This window comes from Allobosea sp. FW305-C-101, from assembly GCF_058783685.1.
In genome coordinates this window covers 1-16,250 of the sequence record NZ_JBYSYT010000008.1, presented here as the reverse complement: position 1 = coordinate 16,250, position 16,250 = coordinate 1, and the positions used below count along the sequence as shown (strand labels likewise).

At 61.9% G+C, this 16,250-nt stretch carries 10 protein-coding genes and 1 other annotated feature; of the genes, 6 read left to right on the top strand and 4 right to left on the bottom strand.

Annotation, left to right across the window (positions count from 1 at the left end; translation table 11 throughout):
• Window positions 1-63: 63 nt before the first annotated feature.
• Together AC3WMA_RS23780 and AC3WMA_RS23775 are read right to left on the bottom strand one after the other, a co-directional pair.
• Window positions 64-3,567 carry an ATP-binding protein gene (locus tag AC3WMA_RS23780; protein ID WP_492287748.1) on the bottom strand — a complete coding sequence of 1,168 codons (3,504 nt, stop codon included), beginning with the start codon at window positions 3,565-3,567 and terminating at the stop codon, window positions 64-66.
• Between the two features lie 2 nt (window positions 3,568-3,569).
• Window positions 3,570-4,838, bottom strand: coding sequence for a metallophosphoesterase family protein (locus tag AC3WMA_RS23775; RefSeq protein WP_492287747.1), 1,269 nt, complete (start codon window positions 4,836-4,838; stop codon window positions 3,570-3,572).
• Between the two features lie 326 nt (window positions 4,839-5,164).
• Here AC3WMA_RS23775 and AC3WMA_RS23770 point away from each other — a divergent pair.
• The 6 genes from AC3WMA_RS23770 to AC3WMA_RS23745 all read left to right on the top strand — a co-directional run bounded on the left by AC3WMA_RS23770 (window position 5,165) and on the right by AC3WMA_RS23745 (window position 13,797).
• Window positions 5,165-6,396 (top strand): IS3 family transposase gene (locus AC3WMA_RS23770; protein WP_492287746.1). Its coding sequence is split into 2 segments (ribosomal slippage): window positions 5,165-5,456 and window positions 5,456-6,396, totalling 1,233 coding nucleotides; the frame shifts between segments, so codons are not numbered across the junction.
• Window positions 5,449-5,565, top strand: a sequence feature (AL1L pseudoknot). It overlaps the preceding gene by 117 nt.
• 41 nt (window positions 6,397-6,437) lie before the next feature.
• The gene (locus tag AC3WMA_RS23765) at window positions 6,438-8,051 is read left to right on the top strand and encodes an ATP-dependent nuclease (protein WP_492287807.1); all 1,614 of its coding nucleotides are present in this window, start codon (window positions 6,438-6,440) and stop codon (window positions 8,049-8,051) included.
• Window positions 8,048-9,196: a UvrD-helicase domain-containing protein gene (locus AC3WMA_RS23760; protein WP_492287745.1), complete on the top strand. Its 1,149-nt coding sequence runs from the start codon at window positions 8,048-8,050 to the stop codon at window positions 9,194-9,196. The genes AC3WMA_RS23765 and AC3WMA_RS23760 overlap by 4 nt, the downstream gene beginning before the upstream one ends.
• Before the next feature lie 189 nt (window positions 9,197-9,385).
• Window positions 9,386-11,296 (top strand): competence protein CoiA family protein, encoded by a 1,911-nt coding sequence (locus AC3WMA_RS23755; RefSeq protein ID WP_492287744.1) that lies wholly within the window; start codon window positions 9,386-9,388, stop codon window positions 11,294-11,296.
• A gap of 417 nt (window positions 11,297-11,713) precedes the next feature.
• Window positions 11,714-13,102 (top strand): hypothetical protein, encoded by a 1,389-nt coding sequence (locus tag AC3WMA_RS23750; RefSeq protein ID WP_492287743.1) that lies wholly within the window; start codon window positions 11,714-11,716, stop codon window positions 13,100-13,102.
• A gap of 86 nt (window positions 13,103-13,188) precedes the next feature.
• Entirely contained in the window at window positions 13,189-13,797 is a 609-nt protein-coding gene (locus AC3WMA_RS23745) for a hypothetical protein (protein ID WP_492287742.1), read from the top strand.
• 213 nt (window positions 13,798-14,010) lie between these two features.
• On the opposite strand, the gene AC3WMA_RS23740 is transcribed toward AC3WMA_RS23745, so the two are convergent.
• Both AC3WMA_RS23740 and AC3WMA_RS23735 read right to left on the bottom strand, forming a co-directional pair.
• The gene (locus AC3WMA_RS23740) at window positions 14,011-14,868 is read right to left on the bottom strand and encodes a nucleotidyl transferase AbiEii/AbiGii toxin family protein (protein WP_492287741.1); all 858 of its coding nucleotides are present in this window, start codon (window positions 14,866-14,868) and stop codon (window positions 14,011-14,013) included.
• Window positions 14,859-15,971: a type IV toxin-antitoxin system AbiEi family antitoxin gene (locus tag AC3WMA_RS23735; protein WP_492287740.1), complete on the bottom strand. Its 1,113-nt coding sequence runs from the start codon at window positions 15,969-15,971 to the stop codon at window positions 14,859-14,861. The genes AC3WMA_RS23740 and AC3WMA_RS23735 overlap by 10 nt, the downstream gene beginning before the upstream one ends.
• Window positions 15,972-16,250 lie beyond the last annotated feature (279 nt).

Below are 16,250 nucleotides of genomic sequence, written 5' to 3'. Positions count from 1 at the left end.
CTTCAGGCAGAAACTCCACTTATCCGACCTGTCCAGTTTTCCCGAGCCAGCTCTCAACCTCGGCTAGGCGATGGCGGAGCGCCTCATGGGGTTGGCGTCGAGATCGTGAAGCCGAACGTTCGGGCAAACCCGCCGGACGATCTCGCAGAGATGCTGGTGGTGGGTCAGGTAGATCACCTGGCCGCTCTGCGCCATGTCCGTGAACAGGCGAAACGCTTCCTCTGCCCGAAAATCGTCGAACGTCTCCATGATGTCATCCGCCACGAAAGGCACGGCTCGGCGCGCCTTGGCGAATTCATGGTATCCGGCGACGCGCAGCGCGAGATAGAGCTGGAAGCGCGTGCCTTTCGAGAGCTCGTCCGCGGCCTTCGAGCCGCCGCCGGCGGCAAGGGCGATCAGCGTCTCGCCATCCTTGCCCGGTTGCGCCGCGAGGCCGGAATAGGCACCCCGGCTGATCGTCCGGAACGCGGACGAGGCCTGCTCCATCATCGAACTGCGATGACGCTCCCGATAGATCGTCAGGGCCTGCTCCGCTGCGGCGATGCCGGCGCGCAATTGCAGATAGCGCAGTGCCCCGTCCTCGATCTCCAGCAAGGTCGTGCGGCGGCGTTCCTCGATCTCGGCGACCCTGGCATCGCCGCCGATGGCCTCGACCTGGTCGATCGCCGTCGCCCGGGCGGCGAAGAGCTCGTGGCAGCGCCGATCCTGATCGTCGAAGCGCACCTTCAGCTCGTTCCATTCGGCCTCCAGCGCCGGGCGGGCCGCGTTGTCGAGCGCCGTCTCGGCACCCGCGAGGTCGTCGCTGCGCATCGCCTCGCAGATGTCGCGCTCGGCTTCTCCCGCCCGCTCCTGCAATGCGCGGCGCTGCGTGATCAGCTCCAGCGCCTCGGCGACGTCGGCCAGCGAACCCGCCTCGAAGAAGGCGATCATCCGCTCCGTTTGGCCGGCATGGATCCTGTGCCTCTCGGCCAGCCCGCGTTGCCGCTCCTCCGCGGTCTCCAACTGGGCGGATAATTGCGCACGGCGGTCCTCGCCGGCGCCCGCCTGCCGGACCCTGTCGACGATCTCGCGGACGCTGTCCAGCACCGGCATCTCGCGCGGAAGCCCCAAAGCCTGCGCGAGCACCGCGACCTCGTCGCGAAACGCCGCCTGGTCCTTCTCCATCTTGTCGATACGGTCGACGAGCCCTGCGCGCTTCTCCAGTGTCGGCGCGAGATCTGCCATCGTGATGACAGTCTCGCGCACGACGCCGAGCGCGGGGACGGAACCCGCTTCCGCCAGCCAGCAACCGCGGCAGGTCGCGGACCAGGCCTCGACCCAGTCCCGCTCCTTCGCCGCCGCCTGTTCCGCCGAGTGCTCGCGCATCGCCAGCTCGCGCTGCCGCTCCGCCAGGTCGGCGTGGAGCCGCCTCATCTGCGCCTCGCTCTCCAGGCCAGCCTGGGCTTCCGCGAGCAGGGCGCCGACATCGGCTTCCTCCGCCGCGGCGAACCCGGCCCGCGCCAGCGCGGCCGCAAGACGAGCCCGCGCGTCGCGGATGTCCGCCTGCGCCGCGTCCAGATCCTGTTCGGCAGCCCGCACGGCCCCTCGCGCCTCCAGGGCCCGGTCCCGACGCGGCAGCCAATCCTCCAGCTCCGGCAAGGACGGCACCGGGGACCAGGACGGCGCCATGACGCACACGGCCTGCGCCACCTCGGCGTCGATGCCGTCGAGAGCGGTCGCCGCCTGCGCGGCCAGTTCCTGCGCGCGGGCGAGATCGGCCTGCGCGACGGCCAGCACCTGCCCGCTCTGATGCAGCCGCGCCAGCTCGGCCATATGCGAGAGGCGCCCGGCGCCGACCAGATCGTCCTGGCGCAGGGCGGCCTCGAAGTCATCCGCCGACGCGGCGCCGAGGTCGCGCCGATGCGCGGCCCAGGCCTGCTCGCGGCGCGCGCGGATCTCGGCCGCCTCCCGATCGGTCACGATGCCGGTCGTCGCGGCCAAGCCAGCCCGCTCCGCCTCGACATGGCGCATCTGGGTCGTGAGCCGCTCGATCTCATGCCGATGCTGGGTCAGCGCGGCTTCGCTCTCGCGCCGCGACGCTTTCCACCGCTGCAACAACTCCGGCCTGGGAACCGCCATGTCGACGAGTTGCTCCAGCGTACCCTGCCAGGGCCGCAGCGCCAAAAGGCGCGCGTCGAGATCGTCCTGCGCCGATGCCCGCGCCCGTCCGGCGAGCCGCGCGCGCGGCTGATGATCGGCCGATCGCAGGGCCTCGACCGTCGCCGCCAACGCCGCGACGGCGCGGGCCCGCTCCGGGGACTCCGGCTCGGCGCCCTCCGCCCGCGGCAGCCTGCCCGCGATCTCCGCGAGCCGGCGCTGCGCCTCGTCCCGTTCGTCGCCGGCATTGCGCAGGGCGGCGTCGATGCCCGATCTGGCCTCGATCAGAGCGCGCAGCCGGCCCATCGTCGCGGCGGTCAGGACGAGGCGCTGCGGCTCGCCCTCCCCGTCGCGCTCGATCCGCTGCAGGATGCCGGAGACCTGCAGGTCGAGCTGGCGCAATTGCAGCCGGCGTTCGGGGATGTCCTTGTCCGCGGTGATGTAGCGCGCCCGCAGCTCGGTCAGCCGCTCCAGCCCCTGCGCCTGTCGAAGAGCGGCCTCGTCGACGACGGTCGCGTCGATCTCGGCGCGCAGCCGCGCGATCTCCTCGCGGCTGGCCTGGCTCTGGACGCCGAGCGCGATCTCGTCCTTCTGCAGTGTCGGCAATTCGGCCGCCCAGCCGGCCGGGGCTTCCGGCAGGCCGGCCAGGGGCGCCAGGCGCTCGCGGTCGGCCCGCAGCGCGGCAAGCCGGGGCAGCGCTGCGAGGTGGCGCTGGATCTCGTCCAGGCGCGCCTGGAGGCGCGCACGCTCCCCGACCGCTTCGTCATATTGGCCGGTGGCGCTGTCCCGCCTCTCGATCAGGCGCGCATAGTCCGACGCCGGCGTGTCGAACTGCTCGCGCTCGGCCTTCAACCCCGCGAGGCGCGCCTTGAGCTCGGCGAGCAGGCCGCTGCGGGCCCGGAACTTGTAGAACCCCTCCGCCTCGGCCCGGAGGTCGACGAGCTTGTGGCTGAGATGAGCGAGGCCGGCGCTGGCCGAGAACAGCAATTGCCCGAGATCGCCCTTGCTCGCCAAGATGCTCTCGCCGCCCTTCTCCAGCGTCTCGTCATCGAGCGAGAACATGGTGCGATAGGCGTCGCGCTCGATCCCGCCGATCTCCGCGCGGATGGCGGCTTCGGGCAGCGGACGATCCTCGGCATCGAGCAGGCTGTTCTGCGGCCGCTTGATGCGGGCGAATTCGCGCGTCTCGCCGTCGAACTCCAGCGCCGCGCCGATCCGCATCGTGGCATAGGGATGCAGGAAACCGAACGCGCTCTGCGATCCGATTCCGAACAGGAGATCGAGCAAGGCCGAGAAGGTCGTCGACTTGCCGGCCTCGTTCGGCCCGTAGATCACATGCAGATCCGGCTCACCTTCGCGCCGCGCACCGAAATCGATGCTGTGATCGGTGAACTTGCCGTAGCGCGTCAGGTCGAGGCGGCGAAGGCGCATGCTCAGCCCTCCTCGCCCGCCGCCTGAAGGCGCGCGACCACCGTTTCCGCGCCATCGCGGGCGAGGCGCGCGACATGCTCCCGGAAGGCGTCCTCGTCGGCGCCCAACACGTCGCGGCATTCCTGCGGAAGCTGGGCCCGGATCTCCTCCGCCATGCCGGTCAGCGTCGCGGCGAAGGCGTCGGAGCCGAGGATCTGCTCCTCGATCAGGCGGTGGAGATCGGTGAGCGGGTCGCCGCTCGTCGCCCCCGGCAGCGCCGGCGGCTGGCAGGCGATCTCCAGCTTCTCCACCCAGCATGAGCCGATGACGGCGGCCCGGTCGTCGGCCTCGGCCTTCAGCAGATCCATGTCGCGGCGGATGCGCCAGGCCAGCGATGTCGCTCCCACGACCTGCAGCCGCGCGACCAGATGCGCGGACGCGACCGCGCTGCGTGTCGCCTCCAGGGCCCGCGCGACGCCCGAAACCAGCTCCCGCCAATCCTCCACCCCGGTCGCGTCGACCGTGACCCGCTCGAACTGCGCGACGCTGGTCAGGCGCTCCTCGATCGTGATCGAGCGGTCGTCGCCGACCGTGACCAGGGAGACGGATTTCGGACCGGCCTCGTTGATGTCGCGGCCCTGCGGCATGCCCGGCATCGCGATCAGGCAGCCATCGTCGACGATCGCGCGCTTGTGGATATGGCCGAGCGCCCAGTAGCGAAAGCCCGTCGCCCTGAGGTCGGCCAGGCTGCAGGGCGCATAGAGGTCGTGGCCAGGGTTGCCGGCCAAGCTGGTGTGCAGCATGCCGATATTGACGGCGCCTTCGACCGGCGGCCGGTATTTGCCGAGCAGGCTCTCGGGTGCGTGGGGCTGCGCAAAGCTCAAACCATGGATCACGATCGGAACCCGCCCCGCCGCGCCGGGAAGCTCCAGCGCCTCGGCGCGACCGCCGAAGACCTTGACCGAGTCCGGAAGCACCAGCTCCTTCGTGATCCGCGACATCGCATCATGATTGCCGCGGATCACGAAGGTACGGATCCCGGCCTGGTCCAGCCGCCGCAGCTGCTCGGCCAGGAAGCGCGCCGTCTTCATCGAACTCTGATCGCCATCATAGAGGTCGCCGGCGATCAGCAGCGCATCGACCTGCTCCGAAAGGCAGAGGTCGATAATCCGCACAAGCGCTTGCCGGGTGGCGTTGCTGATCAGATCGGCGAGATCGGGATTGCGCAACGCGAGGGAGCGCAGCGGCGAGTCGAGATGGATGTCGGCAGCGTGAACGAAACGAAAAGTCACTAAACCCTCGTCAGCAGGGCATGCGGCCGCCCTGAGCGTCCGCTAGCGAACGAGCAACTCAAGAACGAGTTGTCAATCGCCAACAGCCGTGTGTTCCCATCCAATGGAGTTTTGTTGCCCATATCGGGGCTTTTCCGGCGCCGCCACAATCCCACGAATACCTTGCACTTCAGCGAATGCCCAAACTGCCATATTTTCAGGAAGTGATTCTCATCTTTTGACTTTGATGAGCACAGGCTTGTACGGGGGATGGTATGAAGATCGCGAAGGTCAAGATGAACCGCCCCGGGTTTGTCGGAGGCCCCAACTCCTGAGAGGATGGGGCTATGACGAGCAAGACGACGAACAAGTTCTCGCCTGAGGTGCGTGCCCGCGCGGTGCGGATGGTGCTGGATCACGAGGCCGAGCATCCGTCGCGCTGGGCGGCGATCACGTCGATTTCGGGCAAGATCGGCTGCACGGCGCAGACGCTGAGCGAGTGGGTGAAGAAGGCCGAGGTCGATAGCGGCCGCAAGCCCGGGCTGACGACGGATATGGCGGCCAAGCTCAAGGCTCTCGAACGCGAGAACCGGGAGCTGCGGCAGGCAAACGAGATCCTGCGTAAGGCGTCGGCGTATTTTGCCCAGGCGGAGCTCGACCGCCGACACCGGTCATGATCGGCTTCATCGACGATCATCGCGGAGCCTATGGGGTCGAGCCGATCTGCAAGGTGTTGCCGATCGCCCCGTCAACTTACCATGAGCATGTCGCCAGGCGGACCTATCCCGGGAAGCAGTCGGCTCGGGCGAAGCGGGACTTGGAGCTGAAGCCTCAGATCGAGCGCGTGTTCGGCGAGAACTTCGAAGTCTATGGCGCGCGCAAGGTCTGGCGACAGATGTTGCGCGAGGGGTTCGACGTTGCCCGCTGCACGGTCGAGCGCCTGATGGCCGACCTTGGTCTGCAAGGTGTCATTCGCGGCAAGCCGATCCGCACGACTGTCCAGGACAAGGCCGCGCCATGCCCGCTGGACCATGTCAACCGGGTGTTCCACGCGCCGGCGCCCAACCGGCTCTGGCTCTCGGACTTTACCTACGTCTCGACCTGGTCGGGCTTCGTCTATGTCGCCTTCGTCATCGACGCTTATGCTCGGAGGATCGTCGGCTGGCGTGTATCCCGGACTGCCCATGCGAGCTTCGTGCTCGACGCGCTGGAGCAGGCCCTGCACGAGCGACGGCCCGCCCATCGCGGCGGCCTCGTGCATCATTCCGACAGGGGTTCACAATACGTCAGCATTCGATACACCGAGCGCCTCGCAGAGGCCGGTATCGAGCCCTCCGTCGGCAGCGTCGGAGACTCTTACGACAATGCTCTCGCCGAGACGATCAACGGACTCTACAAGGCCGAACTGATCCATCGACGCGGACCTTGGCGGAGCTTCGAGGCAGTCGAGTTCGCCACGCTGACGTGGGTCGACTGGTTCAACCATCGCCGGCTGCTGGAGCCCATCGGTAACATCCCGCCGGCGGAAGCCGAGGAACGCTACTACGCCATGCTGGATGAGCCAGCCATGGCAGCGTAACTCAAACCAAACGGCCTCCGGCGAACCCGGGGCGGTTCAAGATCCACAACTTCAAATGCTATGCAGGGACCTTCGAAATTCCGCTAAATGATGGCATCAACATTATCGTTGGAAGCAATGAGTCCGGCAAATCGACGATCCTTGAAGCGATTCATCTCGCGCTGACAGGCATGCTGAACGGACGCCCGCTTCGAAACGATATCTCAAGCTATCTCTTCAACCTCGCGGTCGAGCAGGAATACGTTGCACGACTCTACAGCGCAAATCCGCTGCCGCCCCCGAGCATCTTCATCGAACTCTATTTTTCGGGCGAGGAAAAGGAGTTGGCCGATCTCGAGGGCGACGGCAATTCGGATAAAGTGAAGGCAAGCGGCGTTGCCCTGAAGATCGAATTCGATGCGGATAATTACAGCGATGCCTATGCCGAACTCATCAAAACCAAGACGCTCGAGGCCATTCCAATCGAGTATTATACAGTTACGGCGATGTCATTTCGGCGCGCCGGTATCACGGCCCGGAACATTCCAATCAAATCCGCCTTGATCGACTCGGCCAGCTCACGGCTTCAGAACGGCTCCGATCTCTATGTCGCGCGCATCATACGAGAGAGCCTCGAAGAGAAAGAGCGCGCGTTGATCTCGCAGGCCCACCGCAAGCTGCGGGAGGCATTCATGCGCGACGACAATCTCAAAGTTATCAACGAACGCGTCAACAATGCTGCGAAGATCAGTAAAAAATCAGTCAGCATCTCGGTCGATCTATCTTCCCAATCCGCCTGGGAGGGGAGTCTGATGACCTATATCGACAACATCCCTTTCCACTACATCGGCAAGGGTGAGCAGTGCATCATCAAAACTAAACTGGCACTCAGCGCCAAGAAGAACTCCGAGGCCACCGTGCTCCTCATCGAGGAGCCTGAGAACCATCTTTCCCATTCGAGGCTCAATCAGCTGATCCGCGACCTGACTGCGGATAACGGCGACAAGCAGGTGATCATCTCAACCCACTCCAGCTTCGTTGCGAACAAGCTCGGCCTGGAAAACCTCGTCCTCCTGCGGCAATCGAAAGTAACCAGGATCGGCGCCCTGAGCTCCAACGAGTTTTTCAGGAAATTGGCTGGTTACGATACACTCCGTCTCGTGCTCGCCGCAAAGGCGATCCTGGTGGAAGGCGATTCAGACGAACTCATTGTGCAGCGTGCCTATATGGACGCAAATAACGGGCGCCTTCCGATCGAGAACGACATTGACGTCATCTCGGTCGGCACATCCTTTTTGCGTTTCCTAGAGGTGGCGCGAGCCCTGCGCATCCCTGTTGCCATCGTCACCGACAATGACGGCAATCCAAAAGCGCTCGACAAAAAATACGCAGCCTATGACGGCATCGACCATATAACGATTTGCTATGACGAAGCCGTTGACAAGGGCGAGCTAAAAATCGGGGATAAATCCTTTAATTACAACACTCTGGAGCCAAAGCTGCTCAAGGAGAACGACCGGAAGACGCTTGGAAAGCTCTTTGGTTTCGAGCCAAAATCTGACGACGATCTGCACCGTCATATGCACGCAAATAAGACAGATTGCGCGCTCGCCGTCTTTGCAGCGAAGGAGAAAGTCAAGTTTCCGGCCTATATCACCAAGGCTATTGCTCTATGATGGGGTCAAACCACGTCGTCATCGCCGCGGCGGGCTCAGGAAAAACAACTTACCTCGTCAACGAGGCACTTAAGGTGAAGGACGATAAGGTCCTTATAACGACCTATACGGAATCAAACGAAGCCGAAATACGTCAGAAGATTTTCGACGTAAATGGCCACCTTCCGGCGAATGTTGTCGTTATGACCTGGTTCGCGTTCCTCATCTCACATGGGGTAAAGCCTTTCCAGGGCAGCCTGTTTGATTTTCCGGTGAAGGGAATGCAGCTTGTCTCAAGCCGATCGGGTCTCAAAGCACGCGATAGGGCCGGACGTCCCCTCTACTGGGGTGAAGCGGATTTTGAGCGACACTACTTCGACTCTAGGCGTCGCATTTACTCAGATAAATTGGCGAAGCTCGTGATCCGCTGCAATGAAGCGTCGAAAGGAAACGTTTTCGATCGGGTCAGCCGCGCTTTCCGGCACATCTTTGTCGACGAGGTTCAGGATCTCGCAGGCCATGACCTCGATATCCTGACCGCGTTTTTCGCGAGCGCCTCGCGGATTGTGCTCGTCGGCGACCCGCGTCAGGTGACCTATCTCACGCACAACGAAGCGAAATACGACAAGTACGCAGAGGGAAAGCTGGTGCAGTTTCTCAAAGAGAAATTGCCCAAGAGAGTCGCCTATGAACTCGACGAAGAGAGCCTGAACACGTCCCACCGCAACAGCGACGCAATTTGCGCGCTGGCCTCGAGGCTATACCCCGAGCTCAAGGCGAGCACCGCTTGCAAGTGCGCGTCCTGCCGCAAGGACGACAATGGCCATGCCGGATTTTTCATCGTGCGGCCCGACGATATCGCGCGCTACATCGCGACCTTCCGGCCCATGCAGCTTTGTCTCGCGGCCAATTCAAAGGGCGTCGACCGAACCAATCCCGCAATGAATTTCGGGGCTTCGAAAGGACGCGGGTTCGATCGCGTACTCATCCACCCAACTGATCACATGCTGCGTTGGCTGCGCAACGATAAGCAAGCACTCGCAAATCAAACGCGAGCGAAACTATACGTTGCTTTGACACGCGCGCGCATGAGCGTCGCCGTCGTTGCAAACTTAAACCAAGAAGACGCGCCGGTCGGATTTGAACTTTTTGCCCCAGCATTTTAGAGCAGTCGGATCGGCCGACACAGCTGATGCGGTGGAGAGTACGCCACCGTCACATCGCGGCCATTCAAGCAGCGTCATCGTTTCGGAGACGGGCTCGCAAAAATCGCGAAAGCCGAGAAGTGTCAGCAGTGACAGTTTAGCGGATTGTGGGACCTTGCGCCGCGATCTGACCTATGGTCGCCTCGTTTAATGGCTGAACCGATCAAAAAATCGAGCCTTTTGGACATCTCGCTCGATGCGCTTTTCGATTGTGGTCGGAATGGGATGTCCGTCGTGGCCGTTGACGAACATGGCAGGCTCGTTTCGATTCGTGACGTGCCGAGGGGCCTGGCCTGCAAATGCACCTGTCCTGGCTGCGATCGCCGAATGGTCGCGAGAACGAAGGATGACAAGCGGACTGCCCACTTCGCCCATCACGGCGAAGCAGGCTTCACCTGCACATCGGCGGGCGAAACAGCGCTTCACAAGTTCGCCAAGGAGGTTCTCAACGAACACCTGGAGTTTGAGCTCCCATCGCGGGCGGTCGAAGAAGCTGGCGAACGAGAGGTCGTGGTTCCGGCCGGCCGCTACAAATTTGACGAGGCTGTCCTGGAAAAGAAAACCGGTTCGATCGTACCGGACGTCATGCTGCTGAAGGGCGAGCGACAGCTCATTATCGAATTCAAGGTTACGCACGCCTGCGGACCGGAGAAGATCGCCGAAATCCGCCAGCTCAATATCGGTGCCATCGAGATTGAGCTGGAGCCGTATCGTGGACTGAAACTCGGAGACTTAGCGGATAAGATCCTGTTCGAGGCGAGCCGATCTTGGCTCCACAATCCCAGAGACCTTGATGCCCGTCAGCGGGCGCGTCAGCGCGCGGCTGACAAGGCAGCGGCAATTGAGAAAGAGGCCACTGATATTGCGGCTGGTTATCGGCATGTGCCGCCGACCGCGGCCGCTGGTTCGAGCAAGCAAGAGAAAGCGGTCCGGAGCGATGGGCTCGGCGAGTTCATCAACATCGATGTCAAAGGCTCGGGCTGCTTCAATGTCCCGCTCGGGCAGTGGCAGGCTGCTGTCCTCAGGATATACCTCGGGCCCGACGATGAAGAATTTGGCTTTGGCGAGGTCTACCTCGTTGTTAAGCAGCTCGGGTGGATCGATAAGCTCTACCTCTCGATCTCTCGCGACGTCGCGCAGAAAGTTCAAAGTAAGATACCTCACTTCCAGATAGCCCCCTACGCGGTACGTGATTATCTAAAGCATCTCAGCGATAGCGGGCTGCTTTTACCCACCCAGCATGACGGGTGGCGCCCTGCGCCGGCGCTGCGGAGACTCGTTGCGGCAGCGAAGGAGCTGCGAGAACGCCCGGCCAAGCGTTTCGAAGATCTCGAGGCTTGCGCTCGAGATGTTCTGAAAGACCTTCCTCCTGAGGAAGTCGACACATTCAATATCAAAGCCTGGGCCGACCAGGTCCTGCCCGGTCGAGATTTTTCGCCAATACAGGCCCTTGATTTCGACGACATGCCGTGGCGATCGTTCCGAGGCGATTTGGTCAACCTTCGGTGGCAGGTCCGGGGCAATCCCAAGCCAGAACTGGATCTGATGGGATTGCCGCTCGCTGGCGAGCTACACCGCACGCTGGAACGGAAGGCCCAAGAGTTCGCCGCGCGCGAGCAGGCCAAAGCTCAAAAGGAGCGGGCAGCGGCTGATAGTCGCGTCGGCCAGCTAAAATCGGAAGCTTGGCAGGGATTGGGAGCGGAGGCCGACGCATGGTTCAACTCCCCTCATCGAGATTTGAACGATCGAACTCCACTTGGGGTCGCCGCGATCAGCGATGACGAGTACGTCCGAGCTCATCGGCTTCTTACAGAGCGCATTCGAGAATTCGAACTGGCCAGGGCACAGAAGCAGAAAAAGGGCGCAGCTCTCGGCGATGTCGTCAGTTTCGCACGCACGAAGTACGGCGAGCAAAAGGCCGGGCTCTGGATCCGGGGCGTTCACCCTCGCCTACAAGCTCGGCCAGAAGATTACATCGTTGACGAGACTACGCGCGATGTGTGCCTGAGGCTCATCGACCCTAAGGTGGATATTAGCAGATTTAGGAGAAAGCGGGCGTAGCAGTAGGTCTTCTCGGGGAATCTGTGAGACGGTCGCGATGTTTGCGGTTGCGCTTCGAGCTGCCATCGTCGGCCACCAAGGAGACTAGGCCCGGGCTCTTAGGCAGTGTTTTGACGTTCTCAGCGCTGTCCGGTTTGACATTGCACAAAAATGCGTCAGACTTTATCGTCTCTAAGCAACTGAAATTTAGGCATTATTTTTAATTTCGCTCGATGTGTAAAAAAGGACGCCGGTGTAGAGAGAAGCTGTTATAAATAGAGCAGTGTGACACGGTCGTCATTCTCGTTTGATAATGATCTCGTTCGGCTGCTCCGCAGCACCGGACCTTCGCTCACCATTGCGCTTATTGCCGAGATGGTGAAGGACGGCATATCTCCAGCGGCGGCGCGTCAACGCATTGCGCGTGCCGGCGATAGCGTGACCAAGCTCGCGGGGCTGAGGTTCGCGCACAACGCGCGCTTCTTCTTCTTGTCGGAGCAGTTCGGCCGCCCGTCGTTCTGGAAAGCCATCGAGAGGGCTTGCAAATCCCATGGGCCATCATACTGGGGGGCGATCATCGGCCTGAAGGCCCGTGGCGGCGCTTTCCCCCTGAGGCTATTTCCTGGGCTCTGTGGCGCTCCCCTCGCTCGCAAAGGACAGCTATCGCCCGAGCGGATCATACAGCGCCTGCAGGCCATTCACATGGTTGAGCAGATCACGGACGAGGCAACCGGCGAACGCTTCGTCGCCTTTCAACCACGACAGTATCGGACTGCAAAACTATCGCATATCCGCGCCCAGTTGGCAGCCGAGGACGTGGTTTTGCACGGCATGAAGGAGTGGTGCCGGCGCCTTGGCCTTGCCAGCTTCGAGCGCATCAAACTTCGCGGCGACGACGAGCCACCCGTCGTATCAAGCATTACCTGGGATTTCAGCGGCCCGTCCTATGCACGACCGCTCGCGCAACCACTTAATGGCACCTTACGGCCCGGTTTCGTCGTGGCAGACGTCAATCTCAGCAAGATTCTAGATTCCGATGAGGTGGCGCACTTCGTCCGGAAGCACGACCTAGCATCGGGGCCTCGGAATGTCGCCCCCATCATGCCGTTCTTGGTCGCGGACGGTTTCACGGCAACTGGCTTCAGCCTGGCACGCCAGAAAGGCATTCTCGCGACTACCACAGCGCAGATGTTCGGCGAGGAGGTCGCCAAGGCCCTTCGCGACCTCATCAACCTGTTGAGCAATGCCGGGGCGACAGCAGCCATGAACCCCGAACACCTCGAGCGCGTGATGGGAAGTCTGACAAAAATCGAGGGCGCCGCCCACAATCTGCGAGGCCATTTGTTCGAGCTAGCAGTTGGCGCATTAGTAAAGGACGTAGAAGGCGGCTATTTGCGCGCCGGCGACGAAGTGAGGGACGCACTGACGCGCCGGTCGGCCGAGATCGACGTGCTGCTCGACATGCCGGATGACAAAGGCGTGCTCGTCATCGAGTGCAAATCAAAGAGTCCCACCTCGCGTATTGGCCTTCAGGAAATCAAAAAATGGCGGGAGGATCGTGTGCCGCTTCTTCGCAGCATACTCCGAAGTCAGTCGCTGTTCGCTGACAAGAAGCTCACCTTTGAGCTTTGGACCAATGCCCCGATCGCCGGCCCCGAGCTTGAGTGGCTGGAGAGCAATCGGTTGGAGGAGGGCTGTGAAATCGGCTGGCGGGATGGCGAAGCGATGAAACAGTATCTGGAAAAATCAACGTCGAAATCGCTCATCAAAATCATGAACGAGCATTATTTCCGGCACGCGCTTGTGCGCGTCATTCCAGGTCAGTAGCGCGTCATGACCACTCGTTTCGGGTAGTTGACTCAAACTATATGACCACTCATATTGTGCGGACACAAATGAGGGGGAGGTAGCCAATGAGCCGCTGGCTTACAAACTATGGCGCGACGGAAACCGGGCGGCGGTTAACCGAGATCATCGATCAGCCTGAGCACTTTGCCGCTTTCGTGACGCTATCGGAGCAGAGGAAGCCCGCCGTCCAGGCAGTGGCCAAGGACGTCGCCGCGATCGTCGCGGCCCTTCACTCGAAAAAGGAACGCGATGCCGCGTGCCAGTTTGTCGGGTGGTACGTCGGGCAAATGATGCGCGAAGCGGGATACGTCGTTGTTCAAGAACGCGGTCGCGTTTCAGACGCCCCTTACAAGACTGGAGCGGTATGGGCGCTGGTGCCGACAGAGCCCAAACTGACCTGGGACAGCCCACCCATGATGCCTCAGGGGCGTCTCCAGCTGAAGGTAAGCATGGGTAAAAATGGTGCCGTGGCAGATTGGGAACTGACGACGTCGGACAAAACCCGGAGTGGAACGCCGCGCCGCGTGCACCAGATTATGAGCGTCAAGAAGCCAGTCGCCGCCGCCGTGATCGAGGTGATCGCCTACGCCCGCCGCCATGGTCATGCACTGATCTCGGTTATCGATCACGGCAATCAGTATCCGAAAGCCGACTGGCCAGAGGCAAACCGGTAGATCGCAGCGCTGCTGAATACATACAATCGAGACACTGCCTAGAGGCACCGAGGCCGTTAGCTGACCCCAGCGCAGTGACCCCCGATCGGGTAGCATCGTCGAGACACTCGCACTGGTGACATGCCGCAACGTCGAGCCACCACCAGCTGCGAGGATGGAGCGCCTCGGCATCGTGCAAGGGGCTGGTTTTTGGGCAAGACGTGCTCGCCCAATCTAGAGGCCAAGCGCTGCCATCCAGGCATGCACCTGGCCGAAGGCGTCCCGTTGCCACTGGTCAGGCGTTCTATCGCCCATTGCCGCTGTTCCCTCAACAAACTGGCGCACCCAGACCGGCCCGATCATATCCTCTGCAGCAAACTTCTCAGCGATCCCCTGAAACCCTTCGCGGGCCTCCTCGATCTCCAGCAGCGGGCGACAAAGTTCGGCCAGTGCTTCGGGCCCGCCGTCGTAGTTGCGAATGCAGTAGTACACATCGTACGCGTCTTTGCGCTTCTGCCGACGCGCGAGTGCCTGTCCCTTCATTGCAAGCAGCGCAGGGATGGATGCGACTGCAATCTCGACGCGATTGCGCCCACCGCCCGGCATTACGCCTTCCACGGCGATCAGTTGGTGGAAGCGGATCGCAAGCTCAGCCCCGGACGCACGTTGGACTGCGAACTCCGATAGGATTGGCGGAATATTCTTCTCAATCTCCGCATTGCGCGGCATCAAGAAGTCAACGATGACCTCGATCGGCGGCCCTCCATCAGCCGATTCAACGAGACGCACGAGCTGAAAGCGTCTGTGATCAGGGCTTTGCGCATAGCCGTTTTTCATCAGGGCTTCGACGAGACGCACATATTCGCCATCGCCGAGTGCCTCTGCATCGAGCGTCAGGTCAACATCGATAGTGCCGACATGCTGCATATCGTCCGCCTGAAGAAGGAGCCAGGGAACGGCTCCCCCGACAACGGCAAACTTCCCCTCAAAGCTGCCAAGGACCTGACCGATTTCGAGGAGCGCGGATTTTACGGCCTCGGTGACCCGGTCGGTGTAGTCGGCGGCAGATTGTGGATCAGGCGCTAGTGCCATTTAAGCAGTTTCTCTCTCAAGTGTTCGGCCGCCTCTTGCCCACGATCGTCGAGGTGCGAGAGGTCGAGATAGGTCAAGATCGGCGACGCTACCGGAGGCGCGCCGGGAAGCTTCACACGCTCCTTCAGGATCGAAGAATCGTCTGGCTCGATGATTTCGACGTTAGCGCCGGTTGTGGTGGGCTTCAGCTTTAGCCGCTCGATCAGCTCAGGCATTATCGAGGTGTCGGCATAGAGCGTGGTTGTATTCCCACGCATAAAGGGGGCGAGCCACTGCGCCGCGGAAAGGCCGCCGAGCATGGCATGCCCGTCAGTGTCCGGCGCTTGCAGGGCTCGGCGCAGCGCCTCTTCCCACTGCTTGCCGTGAAGAATGCTATACCAGCTCGTTCGCTTGCCCCGCACAGGCTCATAAGAGCTTCGCCATGCATCCAACAATGCGTCCGGCGCCGTCAGGCGAAGCCCATCGTCGCCAACCGTCGCCCATTCCCGATCCCGCAGGGCAGACCGCACGTTGCTGACATGGCCGAGGCTGGCGTTGGCAGCCTCGGCTAGGTCGGCGACCTTCCAGGCGTGGTCGGGGTCGCGTAATAGAGTCCGCAAGATTTGCCCCGCCTTGGGGGAGAATACCGCCTTATAGGAGCGAGCCGCGGGCTTGGGACGTTCGGCGGTCTCGCGTTCGATGAAGATGGTGTCGAACGCAATCCGGCAGTTTCCGGCGAGGTCGAGCCAGCCCACTCCCGCCGCTTGGCAGATCGCCCGGGACTCGGGCGAAAGCCATGACGAGCCGACAATGGGGACAAACGTGCCTTGTGCAGCCCCATTGTGATATCTGCCGATATAGGCGTGAAGCAGGTTGATGGCGTGCCTGATCTGCTTTGGAAATCCCGGATTCTTCACCTCGCAGAGCAATGTCGCCTCGCGATCTCCCGTTCGCAGGCGAGCGACGATGTCGAGACGCCGCAAGGCCGCGTGGGGGTCGTTGAGGACGACCTCATTGTCGATCGACTGAATTGCGATCGAGGGGATCCGCTCCAATTGCTGGCGCAGCGCATCAGCAATCAGAGGCCCAAGCTCGCCTTCTTTCATCCGCTCTAGTGTTTTCATTGGTCAGTGAAATAGGCCGTCTCGGTGAAATTTTCAACCTCTTCCACTACGAATGCCACTTTCAATTTTCAGTGAAATCACTCATTTGAGTGAAATCGAAGACGCCCCCGTCGCCGGTACGGCCGACCAGCACCGCAGCGCATCGGCCACCAACGCCCACTGATATTCGGAAACGATCTGTATGGCCGCGCCAACCTACGCCGTAAGCGCTGTTCTCAGGCCACGGCCTTGAGCGGCTGAGGCGCATAGGCCCAAGGCAGCAGATCGTCGATCTGGCTC

What these genes read in the sequence shown, in the direction of transcription:
- AC3WMA_RS23780 (WP_492287748.1), bottom strand. Translation starts at nt 3,567, where the DNA reads ATGCGCCTTCGCCGCCTCGACCTGACGCGCTACGGCAAGTTCACCGAT.
- AC3WMA_RS23745 (WP_492287742.1), top strand. Translation starts at nt 13,189, where the DNA reads ATGAGCCGCTGGCTTACAAACTATGGCGCGACGGAAACCGGGCGGCGG.
- AC3WMA_RS23760 (WP_492287745.1), top strand. Translation starts at nt 8,048, where the DNA reads ATGATGGGGTCAAACCACGTCGTCATCGCCGCGGCGGGCTCAGGAAAA.
- AC3WMA_RS23735 (WP_492287740.1), bottom strand. Translation starts at nt 15,971, where the DNA reads ATGAAAACACTAGAGCGGATGAAAGAAGGCGAGCTTGGGCCTCTGATT.
- AC3WMA_RS23740 (WP_492287741.1), bottom strand. Translation starts at nt 14,868, where the DNA reads ATGGCACTAGCGCCTGATCCACAATCTGCCGCCGACTACACCGACCGG.
- AC3WMA_RS23755 (WP_492287744.1), top strand. Translation starts at nt 9,386, where the DNA reads ATGGCTGAACCGATCAAAAAATCGAGCCTTTTGGACATCTCGCTCGAT.